Source organism: Bradyrhizobium sp. 14AA (assembly GCF_054185205.1).
This window is the reverse complement of the sequence record NZ_JAVAYM010000023.1, coordinates 116,162-139,802: the sequence shown is the minus strand read 5'-3', so window position 1 is coordinate 139,802 and position 23,641 is coordinate 116,162. Positions and strand designations below refer to the sequence as shown.

Here is a 23,641-nt window from a genome sequence, read left to right as displayed (position 1 = left end):
GACGGTTCGTCGGATCAGTTGCTCAGGTGGGCTTCCTGCGTTCGCCCATAAAAATCGCGGCCGGATGTCTCCGGCCGCGACGATGAAGTGGATCAGTAATGATCCTCGAAGCGCTTGGCGAGCTCGTCGATATTCTCCGGCGGCCAGCCCGGCACTTCCATGCCGAGATGCAGACCCATCTGGGCCAGCACTTCCTTGATCTCGTTCAGCGACTTGCGGCCGAAGTTCGGAGTGCGGAGCATTTCCGCTTCGCTCTTCTGCACGAGGTCGCCGATGTAGACGATGTTGTCGTTCTTCAGGCAGTTGGCCGAACGCACCGACAGTTCGAGCTCGTCCACCTTCTTGAGGAAGGCCGGGTTGAAGGCGAGGTCCGGGATGATCTCCTGGGCGACTTCCTTGCGCGGCTCTTCGAAGTTGACGAACACGTTGAGCTGATCCTGCAGGATGCGCGCGGCGTAAGCCACCGAATCATCCGGCGTCAGCGCGCCGTTGGTTTCGATCGTCATGGTCAGCTTGTCGTAGTCGAGGATCTGACCCTCGCGGGTGTTCTCGACCTTGTAGGAGACCTTGCGGACCGGCGAGTACAGGCTGTCGACCGGGATCAGACCGATCGGCGCGTCCTCGGGACGGTTACGCTCGGCGGGCACATAGCCCTTGCCGGTGGCGACCGTGAACTCCATGCGGATCTCGGCGCCCTCGTCGAGGGTGCAGATCTGGAGGTCCGGGTTGAGCACGACGACATCGCCGACGGTCTGGATGTCACCGGCAGTGACGACACCCGGGCCCTGCTTCTTCACGACCATGCGCTTGGGGCCTTCGCCCTGCATCTTGATCGAGATGTCCTTGATGTTGAGCACGATGTCGGTGACGTCCTCACGGACGCCCGCGATCGAGGAGAACTCGTGCAGCACGCCGTCGATGTGCACCGACTGCACCGCCGCGCCCTGGAGCGAGGAGAGCAGGATGCGGCGCAGCGCGTTGCCCAGCGTCTGGCCGAAACCACGCTCGAGCGGCTCGGCAACGATGGTCGCGAAACGCGAGGGATCGCTGCCGGGTTGCACCTGGAGCTTGTTCGGCCGAATCAGTTCTTGCCAATTTTTCTGGATCGTCACTGTTTCACCCATACAGGCCAGTCAATTTGATAGTTCAAATACTGGCGTTGGAGAAAGGCCGCAGATCATTCCCGCGGCTTCTTGCAAAGTCATTGCGGGCGCCGATGCGCCCGCAACTCGTAGATATCAAACGCGCCGACGCTTGCGGGGACGGCAACCGTTGTGCGGGATCGTGGTCACGTCGCGGATCGAGGTGACGGTGAAGCCAGCGGCCTGGAGCGCACGGAGCGCCGACTCACGGCCCGAACCGGGACCGGCGACTTCGACTTCCAGCGTGCGCATGCCGTGCTCCTGCGCCTTCTTCGACACGTCTTCGGCGGCAACCTGCGCGGCGTACGGGGTCGACTTGCGCGAGCCCTTGAAGCCCATCGTGCCGGCGGAAGACCAGGCAATCGTGTTGCCCTGCGCGTCGGTGATGGTGATGGTCGTGTTGTTGAACGACGAGTTCACGTGCGCGACGCCGGAGGCGATGTTCTTGCGCTCACGACGACGAACGCGGGTGGCTTCCTTGCCCATTGAGTACCTTTCCTGGAGATCTCAAACGCCGCCGTAATGCCAGCGGCTACACCTGTGGAACGAAAAGCGCGTGGCGAACGGGTGATCCCCTCTTCGCCACACGCCGCGATTGGATTCGAAAACTTACTTCTTCTTGCCGGCGATGGCCTTGGCCGGGCCCTTGCGCGTGCGCGCATTGGTGTGGGTACGCTGGCCGCGCACCGGCAGACCGCGACGATGACGCAGGCCGCGATAGCAGCCGAGGTCCATCAGACGCTTGATGTTGATGCCGACCTCGCGACGCAGATCGCCCTCGACGAGATAGTCGCGGTCGATCACTTCGCGGATCTGGAGCACTTCGGCGTCGCTGAGCTGATTGACGCGACGATCCTCGGGGATCTTCACCTTCACCATGATTTCACCGGCAATCTTCTCGCCGATGCCATGGATGTACTGGAGCGCGATCAGCACGCGCTTGTTGGTCGGAATGTTCACGCCGGCAATACGGGCCACGGCCTTCTCTCCTGTTGCCGATCCCTCGTCAGGAATCGGTCTTTAAGTGCTTGGTTTCTCGGGCAGGTGTTCACAAACGCGAACACGACGCCCACCCCTGGTCTTCCTGGGGCCCGGCATCGTTTGAAACTATCCGACTTGGATGCGGGGCTTATTAAGGGATTCAGGGGGCTTTCGTCAACCGCCGCTAGCGCTTAGCTCGCTTTTTCGTGACCTTTTTTGCGGTCTTTTTGGCACCCTTTTTGACGGCCTTCTTGGCGGTCGTTTTGGCTGCCTTTTTGGCCGCTTTCTTGGCGGTTTTCTTGGCGGTTTTCTTGGTGGCCTTCTTGGCGCCCTTCACGGCTTTTTTGGCCGCCTTTTTGGCGGTTTTGGCCGCTTTGGCGGGCTTTTTGGCTGCTTTCGCCGGCTTTTTGGCCCTCTTCTTGGCTGCCTTGGCCTTTTTGGCCGGTGCCGCCTTGGCCGCGCTGCGGGCATGGGTCTTGGGCTCGACCGCCCCGAGCGCCAGCAGCTGGCGATGGATGGCGCGGGTGACCTCGTCGATGGCCATCATGCCGTCAATGGTCGAGAGCTTCCGCCGCTCGGAATAGTAGTGAATCAGCGGTTCCGTCTGGCTGCGGTAGCTGCCGAGTCGCTTGGCCAGGACCTCCGGGGTGTCATCGAGCCGAACCTCCTCGCCCCGCTCCCGCATCTGGGCGACGCGGGTCTCGACGCGACTCAGCAGCGCGCTCTCGTTGACGCGGAGCTCGATCACTGCGTCGAGCTTGAGGTGCTTGTGCTTGAGCAGTTCGTCCAGTGCCTCGGCCTGCGGCACCGTGCGCGGGAAACCGTCGAGGATGAAACCGTTCTTGGCGTCCGGCTGGTCGATCCGGTCGGAGATGATTCCGACCACGACCTCGTCGGGTACGAGACCACCGCTGGCCATGATCTCCTTGGCCTTGAGCCCGACCGGCGTTCCCGCCGCCACGGCCGCGCGCAGCATCTCGCCGGTCGAGAGCTGGACGATGCCATAGCGCTGCACCAGCAGCTGCGCCTGGGTCCCCTTGCCCGACCCCGGCGGTCCCAGAAGTATAATTCTCATCGGCGTACGCCCCCCGGATTGGTGAGCGATACGTCGCGCACCTGTGTTTTGATATCAAGAGCGGTGCAGACCACAACCAGCGCCCCGCCACCATTGACGATCATACTATAAGGCAGCCCGATCCCGTAAAGCTCGAAGACCTCCGGAATCAACTGCAATGCCATCAGGTAGACGGCTCCGGCGACCGTCGTCAATGATACGACGCGGTCGAGATAGTCCGCAGTCGCCTCGCCTGCCGCCACACCTGGAATTATACCGTTACGCGCAGCCAGGGATTTGGCCGCGTGCTCGGGATCAACGACATAAGCGGTGTAGATGAAGGCGAGTACGAAGACCGCAACCGATCCGAGGATCATGTGGGCGAGCGTGCCAAACTGAAGTTCGCGGTAGGCGGCGGCCACCCACGGCGTATCGGCACCGAAGATGAAGGTCAGGCCCGCGAGCGGCAGAAACCAGATCCAGGGCGCCACGGTGGTCGGCACCAGAAAGCCGGCGCTGTTGATCTTGATCGGGAGAACCGCCGATCGCGCGGGCAGCAGGCGATCTCCGACTTTGCGTTCGGCGAACTCGACACGAACATTGCGCCGCGCGCCCTCGACGAAGACGATCAGGGCGACGACCGCGATCCAGAAGACGGCATGAAACAGTACGAGATTGCCGGAGATCTGGCCGCTGTCCAGAAGGCTTGCGACGCCGGCAATGTCGCGCGGGATGTGAACCAGAAAATCGACGCTGAGCAGCAATGCCAGACCATTGCCGATACCGTGGCGCGTCATCAGTTCGCTGAGCCAGATCAGGACGAACACGCCGCCCGCGATCGAGGCCGTCGCTGCGAGCACGGACCACTGGTCAGGATCGGAAACCAGCGCCGGAATTGTCTGGATGGTGGAGGCGTAGCCGTAGGCCTGGAAGGTGGCAAATGCCAGGGTCAGGATCAGCGTGCAGGCGGAGATCCTGCGCCGGCCACGCTCGCCTGACCTCTCGAGCGAACTCAAGCGCTGCCATACCAGCGAGAGAAGCCGAATGACGATCGCAGCGCTCAGATAGGGAAGGATGCCGAGCGCGAAGATCGAAAGCCGGACCACATGATGGGCCGAAAAAGACAGGCTCTGCACGCCCATCCCAGCGAATGGGACCTGCGTGCCGAGCCTGAAGAGGAGCAGCGCGCCAATCGTGAAAGCGATTCGGCGCGCGAGCTCCCTGCTCATCTACGGCGGCCGCGCAGCTTCGACTTCCGGATCAGACCTTCATACTGGTGCGCCAGCAGATAGCCCTGCACCTGCGCCACCGTATCCATGGTGACGCTGACCACGATCAGCAGCGAGGTACCGCCGAAGTAGAATGGCACCGAGGCGTAGGAGATCAGGATTTCCGGGATCAAGCAGACGATCGCCAGATAAATCGCGCCGAGCACGGTGATGCGCGACAGCACGTAGTCGATATATTCCGCGGTGCGCTCGCCCGGACGGATGCCCGGGATGAAGCCGCCGTGCTTCTTCAGATTGTCCGCGGTCTCGGTCGGGTTGAACACGATGGCGGTGTAGAAGAACGCGAAGAACACGATCAACGCGAGATACATGATCAGGAACAGCGGACGGCCGTGGCCGAGCTGGGTGGTGATCCACTGGAACCATTCCGGCCCGCTGCCCGCATTGAAGTTCGCAACCGTCGTCGGCAGCAGCAGCAGCGAGGACGCGAAGATCGGCGGGATCACGCCCGAGGTATTGAGCTTGAGCGGCAGATGCGAGGACTGGCCCTCGAACATCTTGTTGCCGACCTGGCGCTTCGGATACTGGATCAGCAGCCGGCGCTGCGCACGCTCCATGAACACGATGAAGGCGATCACGGCGACTGCCATGATGATGACGACCAGGATCAGGCCGGTCGACATAGCGCCCTGACGGCCGAGCTCGAGCATGTTGGCGAGCGCTGCGGGCAGCTCGGCGACGATGCCGGAGAGAATGATCAACGAGATGCCGTTACCGATGCCGCGCGAGGTGATCTGCTCGCCCAGCCACATCAGGAACATGGTGCCGCCGGTCAGCGTGATCGCCGTGGACAGGCGGAAGAACATGCCGGGGTCGCTGACGACGTTGCCGGCGCCCTCGAGGCCCACCGCGATGCCGTAGGACTGGAATGCGGCCAGGATCACGGTGAGGTAACGGGTGTACTGGTTCAGCAGCTTGCGGCCCGACTCGCCCTCCTTCTTCAGCGCCTCGAGCTGCGGCGAGACGGTGGTGAGGAGCTGGATGATGATCGAGGCCGAGATATACGGCATGATGTTCAGCGCGAAGATCGCCATGCGGTGGATGCCGCCGCCGGCGAACATGTTGAACATGCCGAGGATGCCGCCCGCCTGGGAGCGGAACACCTGCTCCCAGATGTTGGGATCGATGCCGGGGAGCGGGATGTAGGTCCCCAGCCGATAAACGAGCAGCGCACCCAGGGTGAACCAGATGCGCTTCTTCAGTTCGTCAGCCTTGGCAAACGCACCGAAATTGAGATTGGCTGCCAGTTGTTCCGCTGCTGAGGCCATCTTGGACTTTCTCCCGCCGCCTGTTGCGCCGTCATGCCCGCGGCCGGGCTACTATCTAGCGGACGCCGGACATTATCTGGGGCTCGGCTTCGATAAGTCCACGTCCCGCATGCGTAAAGGCCCGCGAGCCGCGGGCCAATGACGCAGTTGTTACGCCGCCTCGCCTTCTTCCTTGGCAGGGGCGAGAATCTTCACCGAGCCGCCGGCCTTCTCGACCGCTGCAATCGCGGTCTTGGTGGCGCCGTGCACTTCGATGTTGAGCTTGGACTTGAGCTCGCCGCGGCCGAGCAGCCGCAGACCGCCCTTGGCGCGGCGCAGCACGCCGGCCTTCACCAGGGCCTCGACGTTCACGACGCTGCCGGCGTCGACCTTCTTGGCATCGACGGCTTCCTGGAGCCGGTCGAGATTGATCTCGGCGAGCTCGACGCGGAAGATGTTGTTGAAGCCGCGCTTGGGCAGACGGCGATGCATCGGCATCTGGCCGCCTTCGAAACCCTTGATGCGCACGCCCGAACGCGCGGTCTGGCCCTTGCCGCCGCGGCCGGACTGCTTGCCCTTGCCCGAACCAATGCCGCGGCCGACGCGCATACGCTTCTTGCGCGAGCCGGCGTTGTCGGCGATATCGCTGAGCTTCATCGCCCTTCTCCTTGTGTCTTGCGCACGATCTTCGCCGAAAACCGGTGCCCGCTCTTCGGGATCATGCGCCTTTGCTTACTTCTCGTCGACGATGCGGACGAGATGGTGAACCTTCTCGATCATGCCGCGGACCGCCGGGGTATCCGGCAGTTCGCTGGTGCGGCCGATCTTGTTGAGCTTGAGCCCGATCAGCGTCGAGCGCTGCGAGTGATGGCGGCGGATCGCGCTGCCGGTCTGCTCGAGCTTGATCGTCTTTGCGGCCTTGGCCATGGGAGTCTACTCCGAAAAGCTTCCGTTAGTCGGCAGCCGCCTCGGCATCGCCGCCGATACGACGGGACTGGAGGGTGGACACCTTGATGTTGCGGCGGGCTGCGACCGAACGCGGCGAATCCTGGTGCTTCAGCGCATCGAAGGTCGCGCGCACCATGTTGTACGGGTTCGACGAGCCGATCGACTTCGCAACCACGTCCTGGACGCCGAGCGTCTCGAACACGGCGCGCATCGGGCCGCCGGCGATGATGCCGGTACCGGCCGGAGCTGCACGCAGGTAGACACGGCCCGCGCCATGACGGCCGGCGATGTCGTGATGCAGCGTACGGCCCTCGCGCAGCGACACGCGGGTCAAATTGCGCTTGGCGGACTCGGTTGCCTTGCGGATGGCCTCAGGCACTTCGCGCGCCTTGCCGTGACCGAAGCCGGCGCGGCCCTTCTGGTCGCCGATCACGACCAGCGCTGCGAAACCGAAGCGCTTGCCGCCCTTGACGACCTTGGCCACGCGGTTGATGTGGACGAGCTTGTCGACGAACTCGCTGTCGCGCTCCTCGCGCTCCCTGCGTTCACGTCCGCCGCCGCCGCGTTGATCGCGTCCACCACGTTGTTCGCGTTCTGCCATTTTTCCAATCCTTCAGAGGCTTGCGCCTCAATCCTCAAATTCTGTTAGAAGCTCAGCCCGCTCTCACGCGCTGCGTCGGCAAGAGCCTTGACGCGCCCGTGGTAGAGGTAGCTGCCGCGATCGAACACGACTTCCTTGACGCCCTTCTCGGCGGCGCGCTCGGCCAGCAGCTTGCCGACCGCCTTCGCCGCATCGATGTCGGCGCCGGTCTTGCCGCCGTCGCGCATCGACTTCTCGAGCGACGAGGCAGAGGCCAGCGTCTCGCCCTTCAGGTCGTCGATGACCTGGGCGTAGATGTGCTTGGACGAGCGGAACACCGACAGACGCGGACGACCACCACCGGAGCGGCGCAGCTTCAGCCGCACACTCCGCTTGCGCCGGGCATTCGTAACCTTGGCTTTCGACATGACCGGCTCCGTTACTTCTTCTTGCCTTCCTTGCGGAAGATGAATTCGCCAACATACTTCACGCCCTTGCCCTTGTAGGGCTCCGGCGGGCGATAGGCGCGGATCTCGGCCGCAACCTGGCCGACGCGCTGGATGTCGCTGCCGGTCACCGTGATCTCGGTCGGCTTCGGCACCGTGATCGTGATCCCTTCCGGGATCGCATAAACGACGTCGTGGCTGTAACCCAGCGCGAGCTGCAGGTTCTTGCCCTGCATCGCGGCGCGGTAACCGACGCCGGTGATCTCGAGCTTCTTCTCGAAGCCCTTGGTGACGCCTTCGACCAGATTCGCGACCTGGGCGCGAGCGGTGCCGTACAGCGCCCGCGCGCGATTGGTCTCGACCCGCGGGTTCACCTTCACCTGGCCGTTCTCGAGCTTCACCTCGACGTCGTCATGGACGACGAACTGAAGCTGGCCCTTCGGGCCCTTCATCTTGACGGTCTGCCCATCGACGGTCGCGGTCACACCCGACGGAACCGCCACAGGCCTTTTGCCAACACGTGACATGGATCAAAAATCCTTCTCAGAACACCGTGAAGAGGACTTCACCGCCCACATTCGCGTCGCGCGCGCTGTGGTCGGCCATGATCCCCTTCGGCGTCGACAACACCGAAATGCCGAGTCCGTTGTTCACCCGCGGCAGGTTCTTCACCGAGGCGTAAACGCGGCGCCCGGGCTTCGAGACACGTTCGATCTCGCGGATGACGGGCTCGCCGTCGAAATACTTCAGCTCGATCTCGATCTCGCTGCGGCCCGAGGAGTGCTCGAGCGTGGCGTAGCCGCGGATGTAGCCCTCGGTCTTGAGAACCTCGAGCACGTTCTCGCGCATCTTCGAACCAGGCGTGGAGACCTTGGTCTTGGCGCGCATCTGCGCGTTGCGGATACGGGTGATCAGATCGCTGATTGGATCGTGCGTAGACATCTAAACGACCCTCCTTACCAGCTGGACTTCACGAGGCCCGGGACCATGCCCTTGGAGCCAAGGTCGCGCAGCGCGATACGGGACAGCTTGTTCTTGCGGTAGTTCGAGCGCGGACGGCCCGACAGCTCGCAACGCAGGCGAATGCGGGTCGCCGACGAGTTGCGCGGCATTTCCGCCAGCTTCAGGGTCGCGGCGAACCGCTCTTCCATCGGCAGCGTCTTGTCGGCGATGATCGCCTTCAACCGCTCGCGCTTCGGGGCGGCATTCTTCACCATCCGCTTGCGCCGGTTGTTCTTCTCGACTGAACTCTTCTTTGCCATGCTTGGCTCCTGGGTATCCGCGTTTGAGAGGCTTTAGGTCAGCGTCTCACTGCCGGAACGGGAAATTGAAAGCGGTCAACAAGGCCCTCGCCTCTTCGTCGGTCTTGGCCGTGGTGCAGACGGTGATGTCCATACCGCGGGCTTCCGTGACCTTGTCGAAGTCGATCTCGGGGAAAATGATGTGCTCCTTGATGCCGAGCGAGTAGTTGCCGCGGCCGTCGAAGCTCTTCGGGTTCAGGCCGCGGAAGTCGCGGACGCGCGGCAGCGCGACCGTCACCAGGCGATCGATGAACTCGTACATGCGGGCCTTGCGCAGCGTGACCTTGCAGCCGATCGGCTGATTCTCACGCAGCTTGAAGGTCGCGATCGCGATACGCGAGTAGGTCACGATCGCCTTCTGGCCGGAGATCTGGGTCAGCTCGGCAGCGGCGGTCTCGGCCTTCTTGCGGTCGTTGACGGAATCGCCAACGCCCATGTTCAGCACGACCTTGTCCAGGCGCGGAACCTGCATCACGTTCTCATAACCGAACTTCTCGGTCATGGCCGTGCGGATCTTCGCGTCGTATTCCGCGCGCAGGCGCGGCGTGTAAGCGGCCTCAGCCATCGATCTCAGCTCCCGAGCTCTTGGCGATGCGGACCTTCTTGCCGTCCGCCAGAATCTTGAATCCGACGCGGGTCGGCTTTCCGTCCTTGCCGACATACGCGATGTTGGACAGTTGGATCGGCGACTCCTTCGAGATGATGCCGCCTTCCTGGGCCTGCGTCTGCTTCTGGTGACGCTTGACCATGTTGATGCCACGCACGAGCGCGGTGCCGGCATCGGGGCGCACTTCGAACACTTCGCCGGTGCGGCCCTTGTCGCGGCCGGTCAGCACGACGACCTTGTCGCCCTTGCGGATCTTCGCAGCCATCACAGCACCTCCGGCGCGAGCGAGATGATCTTCATGTGGTTCTTCGCACGCAGCTCGCGCGGCACGGGCCCGAAGATGCGGGTGCCGACCGGCTCGGACTGGTTGTTGATCAGAACGGCGGCGTTGCGGTCGAAGCGGATGACCGAACCGTCGGCGCGGCGGATGTCCTTGCGGACGCGCACCACGACGGCCTTCATCACGTCGCCCTTCTTCACCTTGCCACGCGGAATTGCTTCCTTGATCGAGACGACGATGATGTCGCCGATCGTGGCGTAGCGGCGCTTGGAGCCCCCGAGCACCTTGATACACATGACACGGCGTGCGCCAGAATTATCGGCCACGTCGAGGTTGGTCTGCATCTGAATCATTGATGCACCTCGTCCTCTTTCTCTTTGCGCCAGCCCAGCCGGCGCTCAACATTTCCCTGAAGTCAGTCGGCTAAAGCCAACAGATCAGGCGCTTTTCTTGTGTTCGCCCCGGATCACGACCCAGCGCTTCAACTTCGAAATCGGCTTCGATTCCTCGATCCACACCATGTCGCCCGGCTTGAACTCGTTGCTCTCGTCGTGCGCGTGGTAGTTCTTCGAACGGCGGATCGTCTTCTTGTAGATCGGGTGCGTGAAGCGGCGGTCAACGCGCACCACGATGGTCTTGGCCTGCTTGTCGCTGACGACCACGCCCTGCAAAGTACGTTTCGGCATCTTCGTAAGCCTCTTACTTCTTCTTCGCGCGCGTCTGCGCGGCGACGGTCTTGATCCGGGCGATGTCACGGCGGGCCTCGCGCAGGCGCGAGGTGTTCTCGAGCTGCCCGGTGGCGCGCTGGAAGCGCAGGTTGAAGCGCTCCTTCTTCAGGTTCAGGATGGCGTCATCCTGCTGGTCGGGGCTCATCGCGCGGATGTCTTCGATCTTCATCTGGGCCATGGCCATTACTCCGCAATGCGCTCGACGAAGCGCGTCTTGATCGGCAGCTTGGCGGCCGCCAGGGTCAGCGCCTCACGCGCCGTCTGGGTGTTGACGCCGTCGATCTCGAACAGCACCCGGCCCGGCTTGACGCGCGCCACCCACAGTTCCGGCGAACCCTTGCCGGAGCCCATGCGGACTTCGGCCGGCTTCTTCGACACCGGAACGTCGGGGAACACGCGGATCCAGACGCGGCCGGCGCGCTTCATGTGGCGGGTCAGCGCGCGGCGAGCGGCTTCGATCTGGCGCGCGGTGACGCGCTCAGGCTCGGTCGCCTTCAGGCCGAACTGGCCGAACGCCAACGTCGCGCCCGAAGACGCAACGCCGTGGATGCGGCCCTTATGCGCCTTCCGGAACTTCGTTTTCTTAGGTTGCATCATGGCTTTAAGCCCTCAAATTCCCGTGCTGGATCAGGCTGCAGCCGTGTCGCGGCGCTGACGACCACCACGATCGCTGCTACCACCCGTCTCGCCTTCGGCCATTCTCTTGTCCTGGGCCATCGGATCGTGCTCGAGGATCTCGCCCTTGAAGATCCAGACCTTGACGCCGCAGGTGCCGAAGGTCGTGAACGCGGTCGCAACGCCGTAATCGATGTCCGCGCGCAGCGTGTGCAGCGGCACGCGACCTTCGCGGTACCACTCCATGCGCGCGATTTCCGCACCGCCCAGACGACCCGAGCAGTTGATGCGGATGCCTTCCGCGCCGAGACGCATCGCCGACTGAACGGCGCGCTTCATGGCGCGGCGGAACGCCACGCGGCGCTCCAGCTGCTGCGCGATCGACTCGGCCACCAGCGTCGCATCGAGCTCCGGCTTGCGGATTTCGACGATGTTGATGACGACGTCGGACGAGGTGATGTCCGCGACCTTCTTGCGAAGCTTGTCGATGTCGGCGCCCTTCTTGCCGATCACCACGCCCGGACGGGCCGAGTGGATGGTGACGCGGCACTTCTTGTGCGGACGCTCGATCACGATGCGGGCGACGGCCGCCTGCTTGAGCTCCTTGTGCAGGATCTCACGGATCTTGACGTCCTCGTGCAGCAGCTTGCCGTATTCCTGCTTGCCGGCGAACCAGCGGGAATCCCAGGTCCGGTTGATGCCGAGACGCAGACCGATCGGATTGATCTTTTGACCCATCGTGTTCTCCTGCGTCCCTTAAGCCGCTGCTTCGGCTTCGACCTGACGAACGATGATCGTCAGCTGCGAAAATGGTTTGTAGACACGGCCCGAGCGGCCGCGGCCGCGGGCGGCAAAGCGCTTCATCACGAGGCCGTTGCCCACGAAGGCCTGCGCCACGACGAGATCGTCGACGTCGAGGTCGTGGTTGTTCTCGGCGTTGGCAATAGCCGATTCCAGGCACTTCTTCACGTCAACCGCGATCCGCTTGCGCGAAAACTGCAGGTCGGCGAGCGCAGCAGCTGCCTTCCGGCCGCGAATGAGCTGGGCGACCAGGTTGAGCTTCTGCGGGCTCACCCGCAGCATCCGGGCGACCGCCTTGGCCTCGTTCTCGGCGAGGCTCCGTTCGCGCTTAGGTTTGCTCATCGTTTAATCCTCAAGCCTTCTTGGCTTTCTTGTCGCCGGAGTGGCCATGGAAGGTCCGGGTCGGCGAGAACTCGCCGAACTTGTGACCGACCATTTCCTCGTTGACGGCCACCGGCACGTGCTTCTGACCGTTGTAGACGCCGAAGGTCAGGCCGACGAACTGCGGCAGGATCGTCGAGCGACGGCTCCAGATCTTGATGACGTCGTGACGGCCGGACGCGCGCGCGGCATCTGCCTTCTTGAGCAGAGAACCCTCGACGAACGGGCCTTTCCAGACTGAACGAACCATGTCCGGCGTTCCTTACTTCTTCCGCTTGTGGCGGCTTAGGAGAATGAATTTGTTGGTCGACTTGTTGGTGCGGGTCTTCTTGCCCTTGGTCGGCTTGCCCCACGGAGTGACCGGGTGGCGACCGCCCGAGGTACGACCTTCACCACCGCCGTGCGGATGGTCGATCGGGTTCATCGAAACGCCGCGGTTATGCGGCTTGCGGCCCAGCCAGCGGTTGCGGCCGGCCTTGCCGATCGAGGTGTTCATGTGGTCAGGGTTCGACACCGCACCGATCGTGCCGCGGCAACGGCCGTGCACCAGGCGCTGCTCGCCCGAGTTCAGGCGGATGATCACGTAGTCCTGGTCGCGACCGACGAGCTGGGCATAGGTGCCGGCCGAACGAGCGAGCTGGCCGCCCTTCCCGATCTTGACCTCGATGTTGTGGATGATCGTGCCGACCGGCATGTTGCCGAGCGGCATGACGTTGCCCGGCTTCACGTCGACGTAGTTGCCGGCGATGATGGTGTCACCCACGGCCAGGCGCTGCGGCGCCAGGATGTAGGCCTGCTCGCCGTCCTGATACTTGATCAGCGCGATGAAGCCGGTGCGGTTCGGATCGTACTCGAGCCGCTCGACGGTCGCGGGGACGTCGATCTTCTCGCGCTTGAAATCCACGGTGCGCAGCGTCTTCTTGTGACCACCGCCACGGAAGCGCACGGTAATGCGACCGGTGTTGTTGCGGCCGCCCGAGGAGTGCTTGCCCTCGGTGAGCGCCTTGACCGGCTTGCCCTTGTAGAGGGCCGAACGATCGACCATGACCAGCTGGCGCTGGCCCGGCGTCGTGGGATTGAATTTCTTCAGTGCCATCGTCGTACGACCTTACAGACCGGTGGTGACGTCGATCCGGTGGCCCTCTTCGAGGGTCACGATCGCGCGCTTGCTGTTCGACTGCGAGCCGAGATTGCCGCGGAAGATCTTGGTCTTGCCCTTGCGGACCAGCGTGTTGACGCTCTTGACCTTGACGTCGAAGAGCTTCTCGATCGCTTCCTTGATCTGCGGCTTGGTCGCCTTGGCGGCCACCTTGAACAGGACCTTGTTGTGCTCCGAGGCAATCGTGGCCTTTTCGGTCACGACCGGCGACAGGATCACGTCGTAGTGGCGAGGCTCGATGTTCTTCGTCATTTGAAGCGCGCCTCCAGCGCATCGATGGCGGCCTTGGTCAGAACGAGCTTCTGACGGCGCAGGATGTCATAGACGTTGATGCCCTGGATCGGCAGCACGTCCATGTTCGGGATGTTGCGAGCCGCAGCGGCGAAGCCGTTGTTGAGCTCGGCACCGTCGATGATCAGCGCGTTGGTGAGCCCGAGACCCGAGAAGTGACCGAGCAGAGCCTTGGTCTTGGCAGCTTCCAGCGCGGCCTTCTCGATCACGACGAGATCGCCGTCCTTGGCCTTGGCCGAGAGCGCATGCTTGAGAGCAAGCGCGCGGACCTTCTTCGGCAGGTCGGTGGCGTGCGAACGCACCACCGGACCAAAGGCACGACCACCGCCACGGAACTGCGGCACGCGGGCCGAGCCGTGACGAGCACCGCCAGTGCCCTTCTGCTTGTACATCTTCTTGCCAGTGCGCCAGATCTCGGCGCGGCCCTTGGCCTTGTGCGTACCGGCCTGGCGCTTGTTGAGCTGCCACTGCACGCAACGTGCAATAATGTCCTGGCGCGGCTCGAGGCCGAAAATGGTGTCGGAAAGCTGGACCGAGCCGGCATCCTTACCTTCGAGAGTGGTGACCTTCAGTTCCATCTCACGCCTCCTGCGCAGCCGGGGCGGCTTCCGCGTCGCCAGCAACCTTGAACTTGCCGGGCTTCGGAGCTTCCTTCGGCAGCGGCTTCTTGACGGCGTCGCGCACGCGGATCCAGCCGCCCTTGGAGCCGGGGACGGCGCCTTCGACCAGGATCAGGCCGCGCTCGACATCGAGCTGGACGACGCGGAGGTTGAGCGTGGTGATGCGGTCGACACCCATGTGACCGGGCATCTTCTTGTTCTTCCAGGTCTTGCCGGGGTCCTGACGGCCACCGGTCGAACCGATCGAACGGTGCGAGACCGAGACGCCGTGGGTGGCGCGCAGACCGCCGAAGTTCCAGCGCTTCATACCGCCGGCGAAGCCCTTACCGACCGAGGTGCCGGTGACGTCGACGAACTGGCCGACGACGAAGTGATCGGCAAGGATCTCGGCGCCGACCGGGATCATGGCATCCGCGGTGACGCGGAATTCCTCGACCTGGCGCTTCGGCTCGACCTTGGCGACCGCGAACTGGCCGCGCTCCGCCTTGGGCATGTAAACGGTCTTGCGGCTGCCAGAACCGAGCTGGAGCGCAACGTAACCGTTCTTCTCTTCGGTACGGTGGCCTACGACCTGGCAATTGCCGAGCTTCAGCACGGTCACGGGGATATGTTCGCCGGCCTCCGTAAAGACCCGCGTCATCCCGACCTTTTGTGCGATCACTCCGGAGCGCATCGGCTTGCTTCCTGTTCTTTCTGTCCGCTTGCGCGAACGGGATCCAAAAATCTTAGAGCTTGATCTCGACGTCGACACCGGCGGCCAGGTCGAGCTTCATCAAAGCATCGACGGTCTGCGGGGTCGGATCGACGATGTCGAGCAGGCGCTTGTGGGTGCGCATCTCGAACTGCTCGCGGCTCTTCTTGTCGACGTGGGGCGAACGGTTGACGGTGAACTTCTCGATGCGGGTGGGCAGCGGAATGGGTCCGCGGACCTGCGCGCCGGTGCGCTTCGCCGTGTTCACGATCTCGCGGGTCGACGTATCGAGGATACGATGGTCGAACGCCTTGAGACGGATACGAATGTTTTGGCCGTTCATTGCCGTGGTCTCTCTTCAGTGGGTGGCGAATAGCGAATAGCGAATGTCACCATTCGCTACTCGCCGATCCCTATTCTCGTAATTACTCGATGATCGAGGCGACGACGCCGGCGCCGACGGTGCGGCCGCCTTCGCGGATCGCGAAGCGGAGCTTCTCTTCCATCGCGATCGGCACGATCAGGTGCACTTCCATCGCGATGTTGTCGCCCGGCATCACCATCTCGGTGCCTTCCGGCAGGTGCACGACACCGGTCACGTCGGTGGTGCGGAAGTAGAACTGCGGACGGTAGTTGGTGAAGAACGGGGTGTGGCGACCGCCCTCTTCCTTGGTGAGGATGTAAGCCTCAGCCTTGAACTTGGTGTGCGGCTTGACCGAACCCGGCTTGCACAGCACCTGGCCACGCTCGACGTCTTCGCGCTTGGTGCCGCGGAGCAGCGCACCGATGTTGTCGCCGGCCTGGCCCTGATCGAGCAGCTTGCGGAACATTTCGACGCCGGTGACGGTGGTCTTCTGGGTAGCACGGAGACCGACGATCTCGATTTCCTCGCCGACCTTGACGATGCCGCGCTCGACACGGCCGGTCACGACGGTGCCGCGGCCCGAGATCGAGAACACGTCTTCAACCGGCATCAGGAACGGCTGGTCGATCGGACGCTCCGGCTGCGGGATGTAGCTGTCGACGTTCTTCATCAGCTCGAGGATGGCGTCGTGGCCGAGCTTCTTGTCGGAATCTTCGAGAGCGGCGAGCGCCGAGCCCTTGATGATCGGGATCTTGTCGCCCGGGAAGTCGTACTTCGAGAGCAGCTCGCGGACCTCGAGCTCGACGAGTTCGAGCAGTTCCGGATCGTCGACCATGTCGCACTTGTTGAGGAACACGACGAGCGCGGGCACGCCGACCTGGCGGGCGAGCAGGATGTGCTCGCGGGTCTGCGGCATCGGGCCGTCAGCAGCCGACACGACCAGGATCGCGCCGTCCATCTGGGCGGCGCCGGTGATCATGTTCTTCACGTAGTCGGCGTGGCCGGGGCAGTCGACGTGGGCGTAGTGGCGGTTCGGCGTCTCGTACTCGACGTGCGCGGTCGAGATCGTGATGCCGCGCGCCTTCTCTTCCGGCGCCTTGTCGATCTGGTCGTACGCGGTGAACGTCGCACCGCCGGCTTCGGCGAGAACCTTGGTGATCGCCGCGGTCAGCGACGTCTTGCCATGGTCGACGTGACCGATGGTGCCGATGTTGCAGTGCGGCTTGTTACGTTCAAACTTAGCTTTGGCCATTTGACTCTCCGTTCAATCGTCAGTTCGTGACCGACGACAATCAGGCAAACTTCTTCTGGACTTCTGCCGACACGTTGGCCGGCGCTTCTGCGTAGTGGTCGAACTGCATGGTGAAGGTTGCGCGACCCTGGCTCATCGAGCGCAGGTTATTCACGTAACCGAACATGTTCATGAGCGGCACCATCGCGTTGATGACGTTGGCGTTGCCGCGCATGTCCTGCCCCTGGATCTGACCGCGCCGGGAATTCAGGTCGCCGATGACCGAACCGGTGTAGTCTTCCGGGGTCACCACTTCGACCTTCATGATCGGCTCGAGCAGGACGGACTTGCCCTTCTGCAAAGCTTCGCGGAACGCCGCGCGCGATGCGATTTCGAAGGCGAGCGCCGACGAGTCGACGTCGTGATACTTGCCGTCGACGAGCTGAACCTTGACGTCGACCACGGGGAAGCCCGCGACCACGCCGGAGCTCATCACGCTGTTGAGGCCCTTTTCGACGCCGGGGATGTATTCCTTCGGAACCGCACCGCCGACGATCTTGGACTCGAACTCATAGCCCTTGCCGGGCTCGTTCGGCTCGACAACGATCGACACTTCCGCGAACTGACCGGTACCGCCGGTCTGCTTCTTGTGGGTGTACTTGACCTCGGCCTTCTTGGTGACGCGCTCACGGAACGCAACCTGGGGCGCGCCGATGTTGGCGTCGACCTTGTAGGTACGCTTGAGGATGTCGACCTTGATGTCGAGATGGAGTTCGCCCATGCCCTTGAGGATGGTCTGGCCGGACTCCTGGTCGGTCGACACGCGGAAGGACGGATCCTCCGCGGCGAGCTTGGCCAGCGCCACGCCCAGCTTTTCCTGGTCGGCCTTGGACTTCGGCTCGATCGCGATCTCGATGACCGGCTCGGGAAATTCCATCTTCTCCAGGATCACCTGCTTGTCGGGATCGCACAGCGTGTCACCGGTGCGCGCTTCCTTCAGGCCGGCCAGCGCGACGATGTCGCCGGCATAGGCTTCCTTGATGTCCTCGCGGTTGTTCGCATGCATCAGCAGCATGCGCCCGATGCGCTCCTTCTTCTCGCGCGTCGAGTTCACGACGCCGGTGCCGCTCTGCAGGACGCCGGAGTAGATGCGGCAGAAGGTGATGGTGCCGACGAACGGGTCGTCCATGATCTTGAACGCGAGCAGCGCGAGCGGCTCCTTGTCGTCCGCCTTGCGCACGACCTCGTTGCCGCGGTCGTCGGTGCCCTTGATCGCGGGCACGTCGATCGGCGACGGCAGATAGTCGACTACGGCGTCGAGCAGCGGCTGCACGCCCTTGTTCTTGAAGGCCGAGCCGCACAGCACGGGATAGAACGCACCGGTCAGCACCGCCTTGCGGATCAACCGCTTCAGCGTCTCTTCGTCCGGCTCCTTGCCGTCGAGGAAAGCAGCCAATGCATCGTCATCGAGCTCGACGGCGGCTTCCACCATCTTCTCGCGGTATTCCTTGGCCTGCTCGACCATGTCTTCAGGGATGTCGACGTAATCGAACTTCGCGCCGAGCGACTCATCGTTCCAGATGATGCCCTGCATCTTCACGAGGTCGACGAGACCCTTGAAGTTGTTCTCGGCACCAATCGGAAGCTGGATCGCGATCGGCTTGGCGCCGAGGCGGTCGACGATGTCGGCCAGGCACTTGAAGAAGTCGGCACCGGTCTTGTCCATCTTGTTGGCGAAGACGATGCGCGGAACCTTGTACTTGTCACCCTGGCGCCAGACGGTCTCGGTCTGGGGCTCGACGCCCTGGTTGGAGTCGAGCACGCAGACGGCGCCGTCGAGCACGCGCAGCGAACGCTCGACTTCAATGGTGAAGTCGACGTGGCCGGGGGTGTCGATGATGTTCAGGCGCTTGCCGGCCCAGAAGGCGGTGGTCGCAGCCGAGGTGATCGTGATGCCACGCTCCTGCTCCTGCTCCATCCAGTCCATCGTCGCGGCACCTTCGTGCACTTCGCCGATCTTGTGGCTCTTGCCGGTGTAATAGAGGATGCGCTCGGTCGTTGTGGTCTTGCCGGCATCGATATGCGCCATGATACCGAAATTGCGGTAGTTCTCTATGGCATGAACGCGAGGCATGGGATGTTCCTTGGATTCCGTGTGTCGCCGTTACCAGCGATAGTGCGAGAAGGCGCGGTTGGCTTCCGCCATCCGGTGCACATCTTCACGCTTCTTGACGGCGTTGCCGCGGTTGTTCGAGGCGTCCAGCAGCTCAGCCGAGAGCCGCTCGGTCATCGTCTTCTCGTTGCGCTCGCGCGCGGCCGAGATCAGCCAGCGAATGCCCAGAGCCTGACGGCGGGTCGAACGAACTTCGACAGGAACCTGGTAGGTCGCGCCACCGACGCGGCGGGAGCGCACTTCGATCGTCGGCATGACGTTCTCAAGGGCCTGCTCGAACACGCCGAGCGGGCTCTGCTTGGTCTTGGCTTCGATGATACCGAACGCACCATAGACGATGCCTTCCGCGACCGACTTCTTGCCGGCGTACATCACCGAGTTCATGAACTTCGTGACGATGATGTTCCCGAACTTCGGATCGGGAAGGACTTCGCGCTTTTCCGCTGAGTGGCGACGAGACATTGAGCTGGTTCCCGCTTACTTCGGACGCTTCGCGCCGTACTTCGAACGACGCTGCTTACGGTTCTTGACGCCCTGGGTATCCAGAACGCCGCGGAGGATGTGGTAGCGCACGCCGGGCAAGTCCTTGACGCGACCGCCGCGGATCATGACCACCGAGTGCTCCTGGAGGTTATGGCCCTCGCCGGGGATGTAGCCGATCACCTCGAAGCCGTTGGTCAGGCGCACCTTGGCGACCTTACGAAGCGCCGAGTTCGGCTTCTTCGGGGTCGTGGTGTAGACGCGGGTGCAAACACCACGCTTCTGCGGCGACTGCTGCAGCGCCGGCACCTTCTTGCGCGACTTCTGCACTTCACGCGGTTGAGCGATCAGCTGGTTGATCGTCGGCATCCTGGCCTTACCCTTTGTTCTGTCGCAGACCCTTCCGGATCCGCTGTCTTGCCGCAGCCCGTTGCCGGGACTGCAAATTCTTTCGAGCTACCCGCCCGACGAGGCCGCCTTTGCGGAACAATCCGCACAAAGCGAAATCGCGCCAACCGCTCCATCAACGAGCGGAAAGCGCTTCGACGCCACAGAGGACCGCAGTATCAAGGCCGGTCAGCTTAAAGCCGCGGCCCGCGCACTGAGGTCATGCATCCGATTTCGACCTCAAGAGAACGGGCTCAAGAGACCTAAAGTCGCACTGGCATTGCCTAGCTATGATCGACAGCGTTTGAGCGGCATTCGTCGAGGTTGGTGCCCGTCCTGGCGATCCCAAGGGATCAAACGGGTAGCCCGTTCCGACGCTGGCGATGCTCACCGCCTGTCGTTAAGTGAGGCGCTTTCTATAAGTGAGAATCGGTCAAGTCAAGGCGAAACGACAGTCACAAAGCGCTTCTGGCGCCTGTCGAAATCGCTTCCTGGCCGCACTTGTCGCGCCTCCCCGATATGGGAACGAAGGCGGCTCCCCGCTACCCCAGCGCAATTTATACCCGGGCGAAATATACTTTTATAACTCCTGCTAAGGCTTTTTTTCCTGTTGATGCGTCAATCTGCCACCTTCAGCAGAGATTTGCGCCATGCGGTACACCGACATTGCCATTATCGGCGGGGGACTTTCCGGCTCGACCGCCGCCGCAATGCTCGGCCGCGCCGGGATTTCGGCCGCCCTGATCGATCCGCATGAGAGCTATCCGGCGGACTTTCGGGTCGAAAAAATCAGCGGTGAAGTTCAAGTCGAGCGATTCCTGAAGACGGGAATCGGAGAATCGGTGCTGCGCCGGGCGACCTTCGCCGGCGAGAACTGGATCGCCCGCTTCGGCCACCTGCTCGACAAGGCGCCGAGCCGGCAGTTCAACATCCTCTACGATTCCCTGGTCAACGCCGTTCGCGACGAAATCTCCGACAACGTCGAGCGAATCTGCGCCAAAGCCATCGCGGTCGAGACGAGCCCGGAGCGGCAGAAGGTCGTGCTCTCCAATGACGAGACGATCTCGGCTCGCCTGGTCGTGCTCGCCAACGGCCTCAATGTCGGCCTGCGGCACCAGCTCGGCATCGCGCGAAGAATCATCAGCGCCTGCCATTCGATCTCGGTCGGTTTCGACGTCGTGCCGGCGGGACCGAATTCGTTCGACTTCCCGGCGCTCACCTATTTCTCGGAGCGGCCGAGCGACCGCATCCCCTACATCACGCTATTTCCGATCGGCACGCGGATGCGGGCGAATCTGTTCGTCTATCGCGGCTTCGACGATCCCTGGCTGCGCGAGCTGCGCCGCGCGCCGGCCGAGACGCTGAACGCCGCCCTGCCCGGGCTCAAGCGCATTACCGGCCCATTCGAGATTCCGGGCGAGATGAAGATCCGCCCGATCGATCTCTATGTGAACGATGCAAGCGGCCAGCCCGGCCTCGTGCTGGTGGGCGATGCCTTCTCGACCTCCTGCCCCGTCGGCGGCACCGGCTGCGACAAGGTCTTCACGGACGTCGAGCGGCTCTGCAATGTCTACATCCCGCGATGGCTCGCCTCCGACGGGATGGATGCGGACAAGATCGCCGCCTTCTACGCCGATCCGGTCAAACAGGCTTGCGACGAATGGTCGGCGGCGAAGGCGTTCGACTTCCGGTCGGTCTCGATCGGCACCAGCCCCTACTGGACGGCGCATCGCTGGGCGCGCTTCATCGCATGGTCGGTTCAGGGGCTATTGCGGCCGCTTGGAGGAGCCCTCGATCTGGAGCCGAACTTCCTCGGTCACTCCTCCTCGTCGTCCTCGTCCTCATCATCCTCGAGGTCGTCGTCATCCTCGTCATCGTCGCTGTCGTCCTCGGCCTGAGCCGCCGCGCCATGCGGCTGATGGGTCTGATCGTTCCACAGCTTGCGATAAGTGCCGTTCTTGGCGAGCAGTTCGGCATGCGAGCCGCGCTCGATCGCCCTGCCCCCTGAAATCACGATGATCTCGTCCATCTCGACCACCGAGGTCAGGCGGTGGGTCGACCAGATCATGGTGCGGCCCTTGGCGACCTTGAGCAGCGTGCGGTTGATCGCGGCTTCCGTGGTCTGATCCAGCGCCGAGGTGGCCTCGTCCAGCAGCAGCACCGACGGATTGCGGATGATCGCGCGCGCGATCGCTATGCGCTGGCGCTGGCCTCCCGACAGCGTATCGCCGCGCTCGCCGACCGGCGTATCGTAGCGCTGCGGCAGGCTCATGATGTAGCGGTGGATCTCGGCCTTCCTGGCGGCCTCCTCCACCTCCTCGTCGGTCGCGCCCTCCTTGCCGAGCCGGATGTTCTCGCGGATCGACATGTTGAAGAGCATGTTCTCCTGGAACACCACGGCCATGCTTCGCCGCAGCGAATCCAGCGTCACCTTGCGGACGTCGACGCCGTCGATGGTGACGCGCCCTTCGTCGGGCACGTAGAGCCGCAAGATCAGATTGAGCAGCGTGCTCTTGCCGGAGCCTGAGGGGCCGACGATGGCGATTCGCTTGCCGACGTCGAGCTTGAGGCTGAGATTGTCCAATACCGGCGTCTGGCTGCCTTCGTACTGGAACGTCACGCGGTCGAAGGTGATGTCGTGGGTGACGCGCGGCAAATCGGGCGCGCCGGGACGATCGGCGCCGCGCGTCGGCTCGTCGAGCAGCTCCTGCATGTGGCGGATCGCGGCGGCCGCGGAGATCGACACCGGGATGAAATGCATCACATGCGCGATGTTGTAGGAGACCTCCCAGAACGCGCTCTCGAAGGTGACGAAGGTGCCGATGGTGATCTGGCCCTTGGTCGCGAGATACGCGCCGATCGCGAGCACGACCAGGTGCAGCAGCAGCACCGAGATGGTGACCGTGCGTTCCACCATGGTCGACAGGAACGCGGCCGAGGCGATCTTGCGGCGCGTCTCGTCGTTGCGGAAGGTGAAGAAGCCGAACATCTTGCGTTGCAGGCTGAACGCCTTGATCACGGCCTGCGCCGCCACGTTCTCCTGCACCATGCCGAGCAGCGCGCTTTCGTTCTGCTTCTGCTCGTAATTGGCCTGCACGGCCTTCGGGGTGAGGATGCGCGGGCCGATCAGCGTGATCGGAAACACCAGCAGCGCGACCGCCGCCAGCTGCCAGTTCAGGAACACCATCAGGATGATGCCGGCGATCAATTCCAGGAACGGCAGCGCGGCGCTGTTGGCGAAGGTCTTGACCGAGCCTTCGAAGGCCGACAGGTCGACCGAGAAGCGCGACAGGATCTCGCCGCGCCTGGTGCGGCCGAAATAGGCCGCCGGCAGATCCTGGACGTGCTCGAACAGGCGCTTGCGGACGTCGGAGATGATGCAGGCGGCGAGCCGTGCGTCCCAGCGCTCGTACCAGACCGCGATGATCGAGGTGGTGATGCCGGCGACCGCGAGCACGCCGAGGATCTTGTACAGCGCCTGGAAGTCCTCCTCGCCGAGCGCGTCGTCGATCAGGAACTTCAGGCTGAGCGGCATGATGACGTTGAACAGCGTCTCGACGCAGACGCCGAACGCCACGAATGACAGCATCCGCTTGTAGTTCGCCAGGAAGGGTTTGACGAACCCCAGGATGGTCGCGAGCGCGCCGGCCGCTTCGCGCGCGGTAAAGACGACGAGGTCCTCGTCCTCATCGTCGTCATCGAGCTCCAGCTCGTCGTCTTCCTCTTCGTCGTCCTGGTCGTCTTCGATATCCGGCTTGGCGGCCGAGGCGAGCTTGTCGTCGAGCTCGGCCGCCTCTTCGGCGGCGAGCTTCTGTTTGTCGGGCGTGAGAGGCTTGGATGCCATG

Annotated in this window: 33 protein-coding genes; 1 reads left to right on the top strand and 32 read right to left on the bottom strand. The window is 63.2% G+C overall.

The genetic code is table 11. The annotated features are described in order from the left end of the window. Positions 1 to 92: 92 nt before the first annotated feature. The 31 genes from RAD15_RS33150 to rpsL all read right to left on the bottom strand — a co-directional run bounded on the left by RAD15_RS33150 (position 93) and on the right by rpsL (position 19,778). Positions 93 to 1,124: a DNA-directed RNA polymerase subunit alpha gene (locus RAD15_RS33150; RefSeq protein WP_458182690.1), complete on the bottom strand. Its 1,032-nt coding sequence runs from the start codon at positions 1,122 to 1,124 to the stop codon at positions 93 to 95. A gap of 114 nt (positions 1,125 to 1,238) precedes the next feature. Continuing rightward, positions 1,239 to 1,628 carry a 30S ribosomal protein S11 gene (gene rpsK / locus RAD15_RS33145; RefSeq protein WP_007603045.1) on the bottom strand — a complete coding sequence of 130 codons (390 nt, stop codon included), beginning with the start codon at positions 1,626 to 1,628 and terminating at the stop codon, positions 1,239 to 1,241. A gap of 123 nt (positions 1,629 to 1,751) precedes the next feature. Continuing rightward, positions 1,752 to 2,120 carry a 30S ribosomal protein S13 gene (gene rpsM, locus RAD15_RS33140; RefSeq protein ID WP_458182688.1) on the bottom strand — a complete coding sequence of 123 codons (369 nt, stop codon included), beginning with the start codon at positions 2,118 to 2,120 and terminating at the stop codon, positions 1,752 to 1,754. Between the two features lie 187 nt (positions 2,121 to 2,307). After that, on the bottom strand, positions 2,308 to 3,198 hold the full coding sequence (locus RAD15_RS33135; protein ID WP_458182686.1) for an adenylate kinase: 891 nt from the start codon (positions 3,196 to 3,198) through the stop codon (positions 2,308 to 2,310). After that, positions 3,195 to 4,406, bottom strand: a complete 1,212-nt coding sequence (locus tag RAD15_RS33130) for a preprotein translocase subunit SecY (RefSeq protein WP_458182684.1) — start codon at positions 4,404 to 4,406, stop codon at positions 3,195 to 3,197. Before RAD15_RS33130 ends, RAD15_RS33135 begins: the two co-directional genes overlap by 4 nt. Then, positions 4,403 to 5,734 carry a preprotein translocase subunit SecY gene (secY, locus tag RAD15_RS33125; RefSeq protein WP_458182682.1) on the bottom strand — a complete coding sequence of 444 codons (1,332 nt, stop codon included), beginning with the start codon at positions 5,732 to 5,734 and terminating at the stop codon, positions 4,403 to 4,405. Before secY ends, RAD15_RS33130 begins: the two co-directional genes overlap by 4 nt. Positions 5,735 to 5,884: 150 nt before the next feature. After that, positions 5,885 to 6,370: a 50S ribosomal protein L15 gene (gene rplO, locus RAD15_RS33120; RefSeq protein ID WP_458182680.1), complete on the bottom strand. Its 486-nt coding sequence runs from the start codon at positions 6,368 to 6,370 to the stop codon at positions 5,885 to 5,887. A 75-nt stretch (positions 6,371 to 6,445) separates the two neighbouring features. Then, positions 6,446 to 6,640 (bottom strand): 50S ribosomal protein L30, encoded by a 195-nt coding sequence (rpmD, locus tag RAD15_RS33115; protein ID WP_011088137.1) that lies wholly within the window; start codon positions 6,638 to 6,640, stop codon positions 6,446 to 6,448. A 25-nt stretch (positions 6,641 to 6,665) separates the two neighbouring features. Then, on the bottom strand, positions 6,666 to 7,262 hold the full coding sequence (gene rpsE, locus RAD15_RS33110; RefSeq protein ID WP_018322271.1) for a 30S ribosomal protein S5: 597 nt from the start codon (positions 7,260 to 7,262) through the stop codon (positions 6,666 to 6,668). Between the two features lie 44 nt (positions 7,263 to 7,306). Beyond that, the gene (gene rplR / locus RAD15_RS33105; protein WP_007603036.1) at positions 7,307 to 7,669 is read right to left on the bottom strand and encodes a 50S ribosomal protein L18; all 363 of its coding nucleotides are present in this window, start codon (positions 7,667 to 7,669) and stop codon (positions 7,307 to 7,309) included. Between the two features lie 11 nt (positions 7,670 to 7,680). Next, entirely contained in the window at positions 7,681 to 8,214 is a 534-nt protein-coding gene (gene rplF / locus RAD15_RS33100) for a 50S ribosomal protein L6 (RefSeq protein ID WP_200455581.1), read from the bottom strand. A 16-nt stretch (positions 8,215 to 8,230) separates the two neighbouring features. Further along, the gene (rpsH, locus tag RAD15_RS33095) at positions 8,231 to 8,629 is read right to left on the bottom strand and encodes a 30S ribosomal protein S8 (RefSeq protein ID WP_194402788.1); all 399 of its coding nucleotides are present in this window, start codon (positions 8,627 to 8,629) and stop codon (positions 8,231 to 8,233) included. A gap of 14 nt (positions 8,630 to 8,643) precedes the next feature. Then, positions 8,644 to 8,949 carry a 30S ribosomal protein S14 gene (gene rpsN, locus RAD15_RS33090; protein ID WP_057745473.1) on the bottom strand — a complete coding sequence of 102 codons (306 nt, stop codon included), beginning with the start codon at positions 8,947 to 8,949 and terminating at the stop codon, positions 8,644 to 8,646. A 46-nt stretch (positions 8,950 to 8,995) separates the two neighbouring features. Continuing rightward, complete coding sequence (rplE, locus tag RAD15_RS33085; protein ID WP_458182676.1) at positions 8,996 to 9,553, bottom strand: 50S ribosomal protein L5; 558 nt, start codon at positions 9,551 to 9,553, stop codon at positions 8,996 to 8,998. Further along, complete coding sequence (rplX, locus tag RAD15_RS33080) at positions 9,546 to 9,860, bottom strand: 50S ribosomal protein L24 (protein WP_007603031.1); 315 nt, start codon at positions 9,858 to 9,860, stop codon at positions 9,546 to 9,548. The genes rplE and rplX overlap by 8 nt, the downstream gene beginning before the upstream one ends. Then, positions 9,860 to 10,228: a 50S ribosomal protein L14 gene (rplN, locus tag RAD15_RS33075; protein ID WP_007603030.1), complete on the bottom strand. Its 369-nt coding sequence runs from the start codon at positions 10,226 to 10,228 to the stop codon at positions 9,860 to 9,862. The genes rplX and rplN overlap by 1 nt, the downstream gene beginning before the upstream one ends. Before the next feature lie 84 nt (positions 10,229 to 10,312). Beyond that, positions 10,313 to 10,561 carry a 30S ribosomal protein S17 gene (rpsQ, locus tag RAD15_RS33070; protein ID WP_007603028.1) on the bottom strand — a complete coding sequence of 83 codons (249 nt, stop codon included), beginning with the start codon at positions 10,559 to 10,561 and terminating at the stop codon, positions 10,313 to 10,315. 13 nt (positions 10,562 to 10,574) lie between these two features. Further along, entirely contained in the window at positions 10,575 to 10,781 is a 207-nt protein-coding gene (rpmC, locus tag RAD15_RS33065) for a 50S ribosomal protein L29 (protein WP_011088144.1), read from the bottom strand. 5 nt (positions 10,782 to 10,786) lie between these two features. Beyond that, on the bottom strand, positions 10,787 to 11,200 hold the full coding sequence (rplP, locus tag RAD15_RS33060; RefSeq protein ID WP_008136349.1) for a 50S ribosomal protein L16: 414 nt from the start codon (positions 11,198 to 11,200) through the stop codon (positions 10,787 to 10,789). A 30-nt stretch (positions 11,201 to 11,230) separates the two neighbouring features. Then, positions 11,231 to 11,956, bottom strand: a complete 726-nt coding sequence (gene rpsC / locus RAD15_RS33055; protein ID WP_092294149.1) for a 30S ribosomal protein S3 — start codon at positions 11,954 to 11,956, stop codon at positions 11,231 to 11,233. An 18-nt stretch (positions 11,957 to 11,974) separates the two neighbouring features. Beyond that, on the bottom strand, positions 11,975 to 12,361 hold the full coding sequence (gene rplV / locus RAD15_RS33050) for a 50S ribosomal protein L22 (RefSeq protein ID WP_008136353.1): 387 nt from the start codon (positions 12,359 to 12,361) through the stop codon (positions 11,975 to 11,977). Between the two features lie 10 nt (positions 12,362 to 12,371). Beyond that, complete coding sequence (gene rpsS / locus RAD15_RS33045) at positions 12,372 to 12,650, bottom strand: 30S ribosomal protein S19 (protein WP_008136357.1); 279 nt, start codon at positions 12,648 to 12,650, stop codon at positions 12,372 to 12,374. A 12-nt stretch (positions 12,651 to 12,662) separates the two neighbouring features. After that, a complete protein-coding gene (gene rplB / locus RAD15_RS33040) occupies positions 12,663 to 13,496 on the bottom strand; it encodes a 50S ribosomal protein L2 (protein WP_254143022.1) in 834 nt (277 codons plus the stop codon). A 12-nt stretch (positions 13,497 to 13,508) separates the two neighbouring features. Beyond that, a complete protein-coding gene (locus tag RAD15_RS33035; RefSeq protein ID WP_007603019.1) occupies positions 13,509 to 13,811 on the bottom strand; it encodes a 50S ribosomal protein L23 in 303 nt (100 codons plus the stop codon). Beyond that, positions 13,808 to 14,428, bottom strand: coding sequence for a 50S ribosomal protein L4 (gene rplD, locus RAD15_RS33030; protein ID WP_458182674.1), 621 nt, complete (start codon positions 14,426 to 14,428; stop codon positions 13,808 to 13,810). Before rplD ends, RAD15_RS33035 begins: the two co-directional genes overlap by 4 nt. Before the next feature lies 1 nt (position 14,429). Beyond that, a complete protein-coding gene (gene rplC / locus RAD15_RS33025) occupies positions 14,430 to 15,143 on the bottom strand; it encodes a 50S ribosomal protein L3 (RefSeq protein ID WP_458182673.1) in 714 nt (237 codons plus the stop codon). Between the two features lie 52 nt (positions 15,144 to 15,195). Next, positions 15,196 to 15,504, bottom strand: a complete 309-nt coding sequence (gene rpsJ, locus RAD15_RS33020; protein WP_002712302.1) for a 30S ribosomal protein S10 — start codon at positions 15,502 to 15,504, stop codon at positions 15,196 to 15,198. 82 nt (positions 15,505 to 15,586) lie between these two features. Continuing rightward, entirely contained in the window at positions 15,587 to 16,777 is a 1,191-nt protein-coding gene (gene tuf, locus RAD15_RS33015; RefSeq protein WP_458182671.1) for an elongation factor Tu, read from the bottom strand. Between the two features lie 40 nt (positions 16,778 to 16,817). Next, on the bottom strand, positions 16,818 to 18,890 hold the full coding sequence (gene fusA, locus RAD15_RS33010; protein WP_282521065.1) for an elongation factor G: 2,073 nt from the start codon (positions 18,888 to 18,890) through the stop codon (positions 16,818 to 16,820). Between the two features lie 30 nt (positions 18,891 to 18,920). Then, positions 18,921 to 19,391, bottom strand: coding sequence for a 30S ribosomal protein S7 (rpsG, locus tag RAD15_RS33005; RefSeq protein WP_028152987.1), 471 nt, complete (start codon positions 19,389 to 19,391; stop codon positions 18,921 to 18,923). 15 nt (positions 19,392 to 19,406) lie between these two features. Continuing rightward, positions 19,407 to 19,778: a 30S ribosomal protein S12 gene (gene rpsL / locus RAD15_RS33000; RefSeq protein WP_007603006.1), complete on the bottom strand. Its 372-nt coding sequence runs from the start codon at positions 19,776 to 19,778 to the stop codon at positions 19,407 to 19,409. 668 nt (positions 19,779 to 20,446) lie between these two features. Between rpsL and RAD15_RS32995 the strand changes: the two genes are divergently transcribed. Then, on the top strand, positions 20,447 to 21,694 hold the full coding sequence (locus RAD15_RS32995; protein WP_458182669.1) for an FAD-dependent oxidoreductase: 1,248 nt from the start codon (positions 20,447 to 20,449) through the stop codon (positions 21,692 to 21,694). Here RAD15_RS32995 and RAD15_RS32990 read toward each other — a convergent pair. After that, the gene (locus RAD15_RS32990; RefSeq protein ID WP_458182668.1) at positions 21,613 to 23,640 is read right to left on the bottom strand and encodes an ABC transporter ATP-binding protein; all 2,028 of its coding nucleotides are present in this window, start codon (positions 23,638 to 23,640) and stop codon (positions 21,613 to 21,615) included. The genes RAD15_RS32995 and RAD15_RS32990 overlap by 82 nt on opposite strands. Position 23,641: the final 1 nt, after the last annotated feature.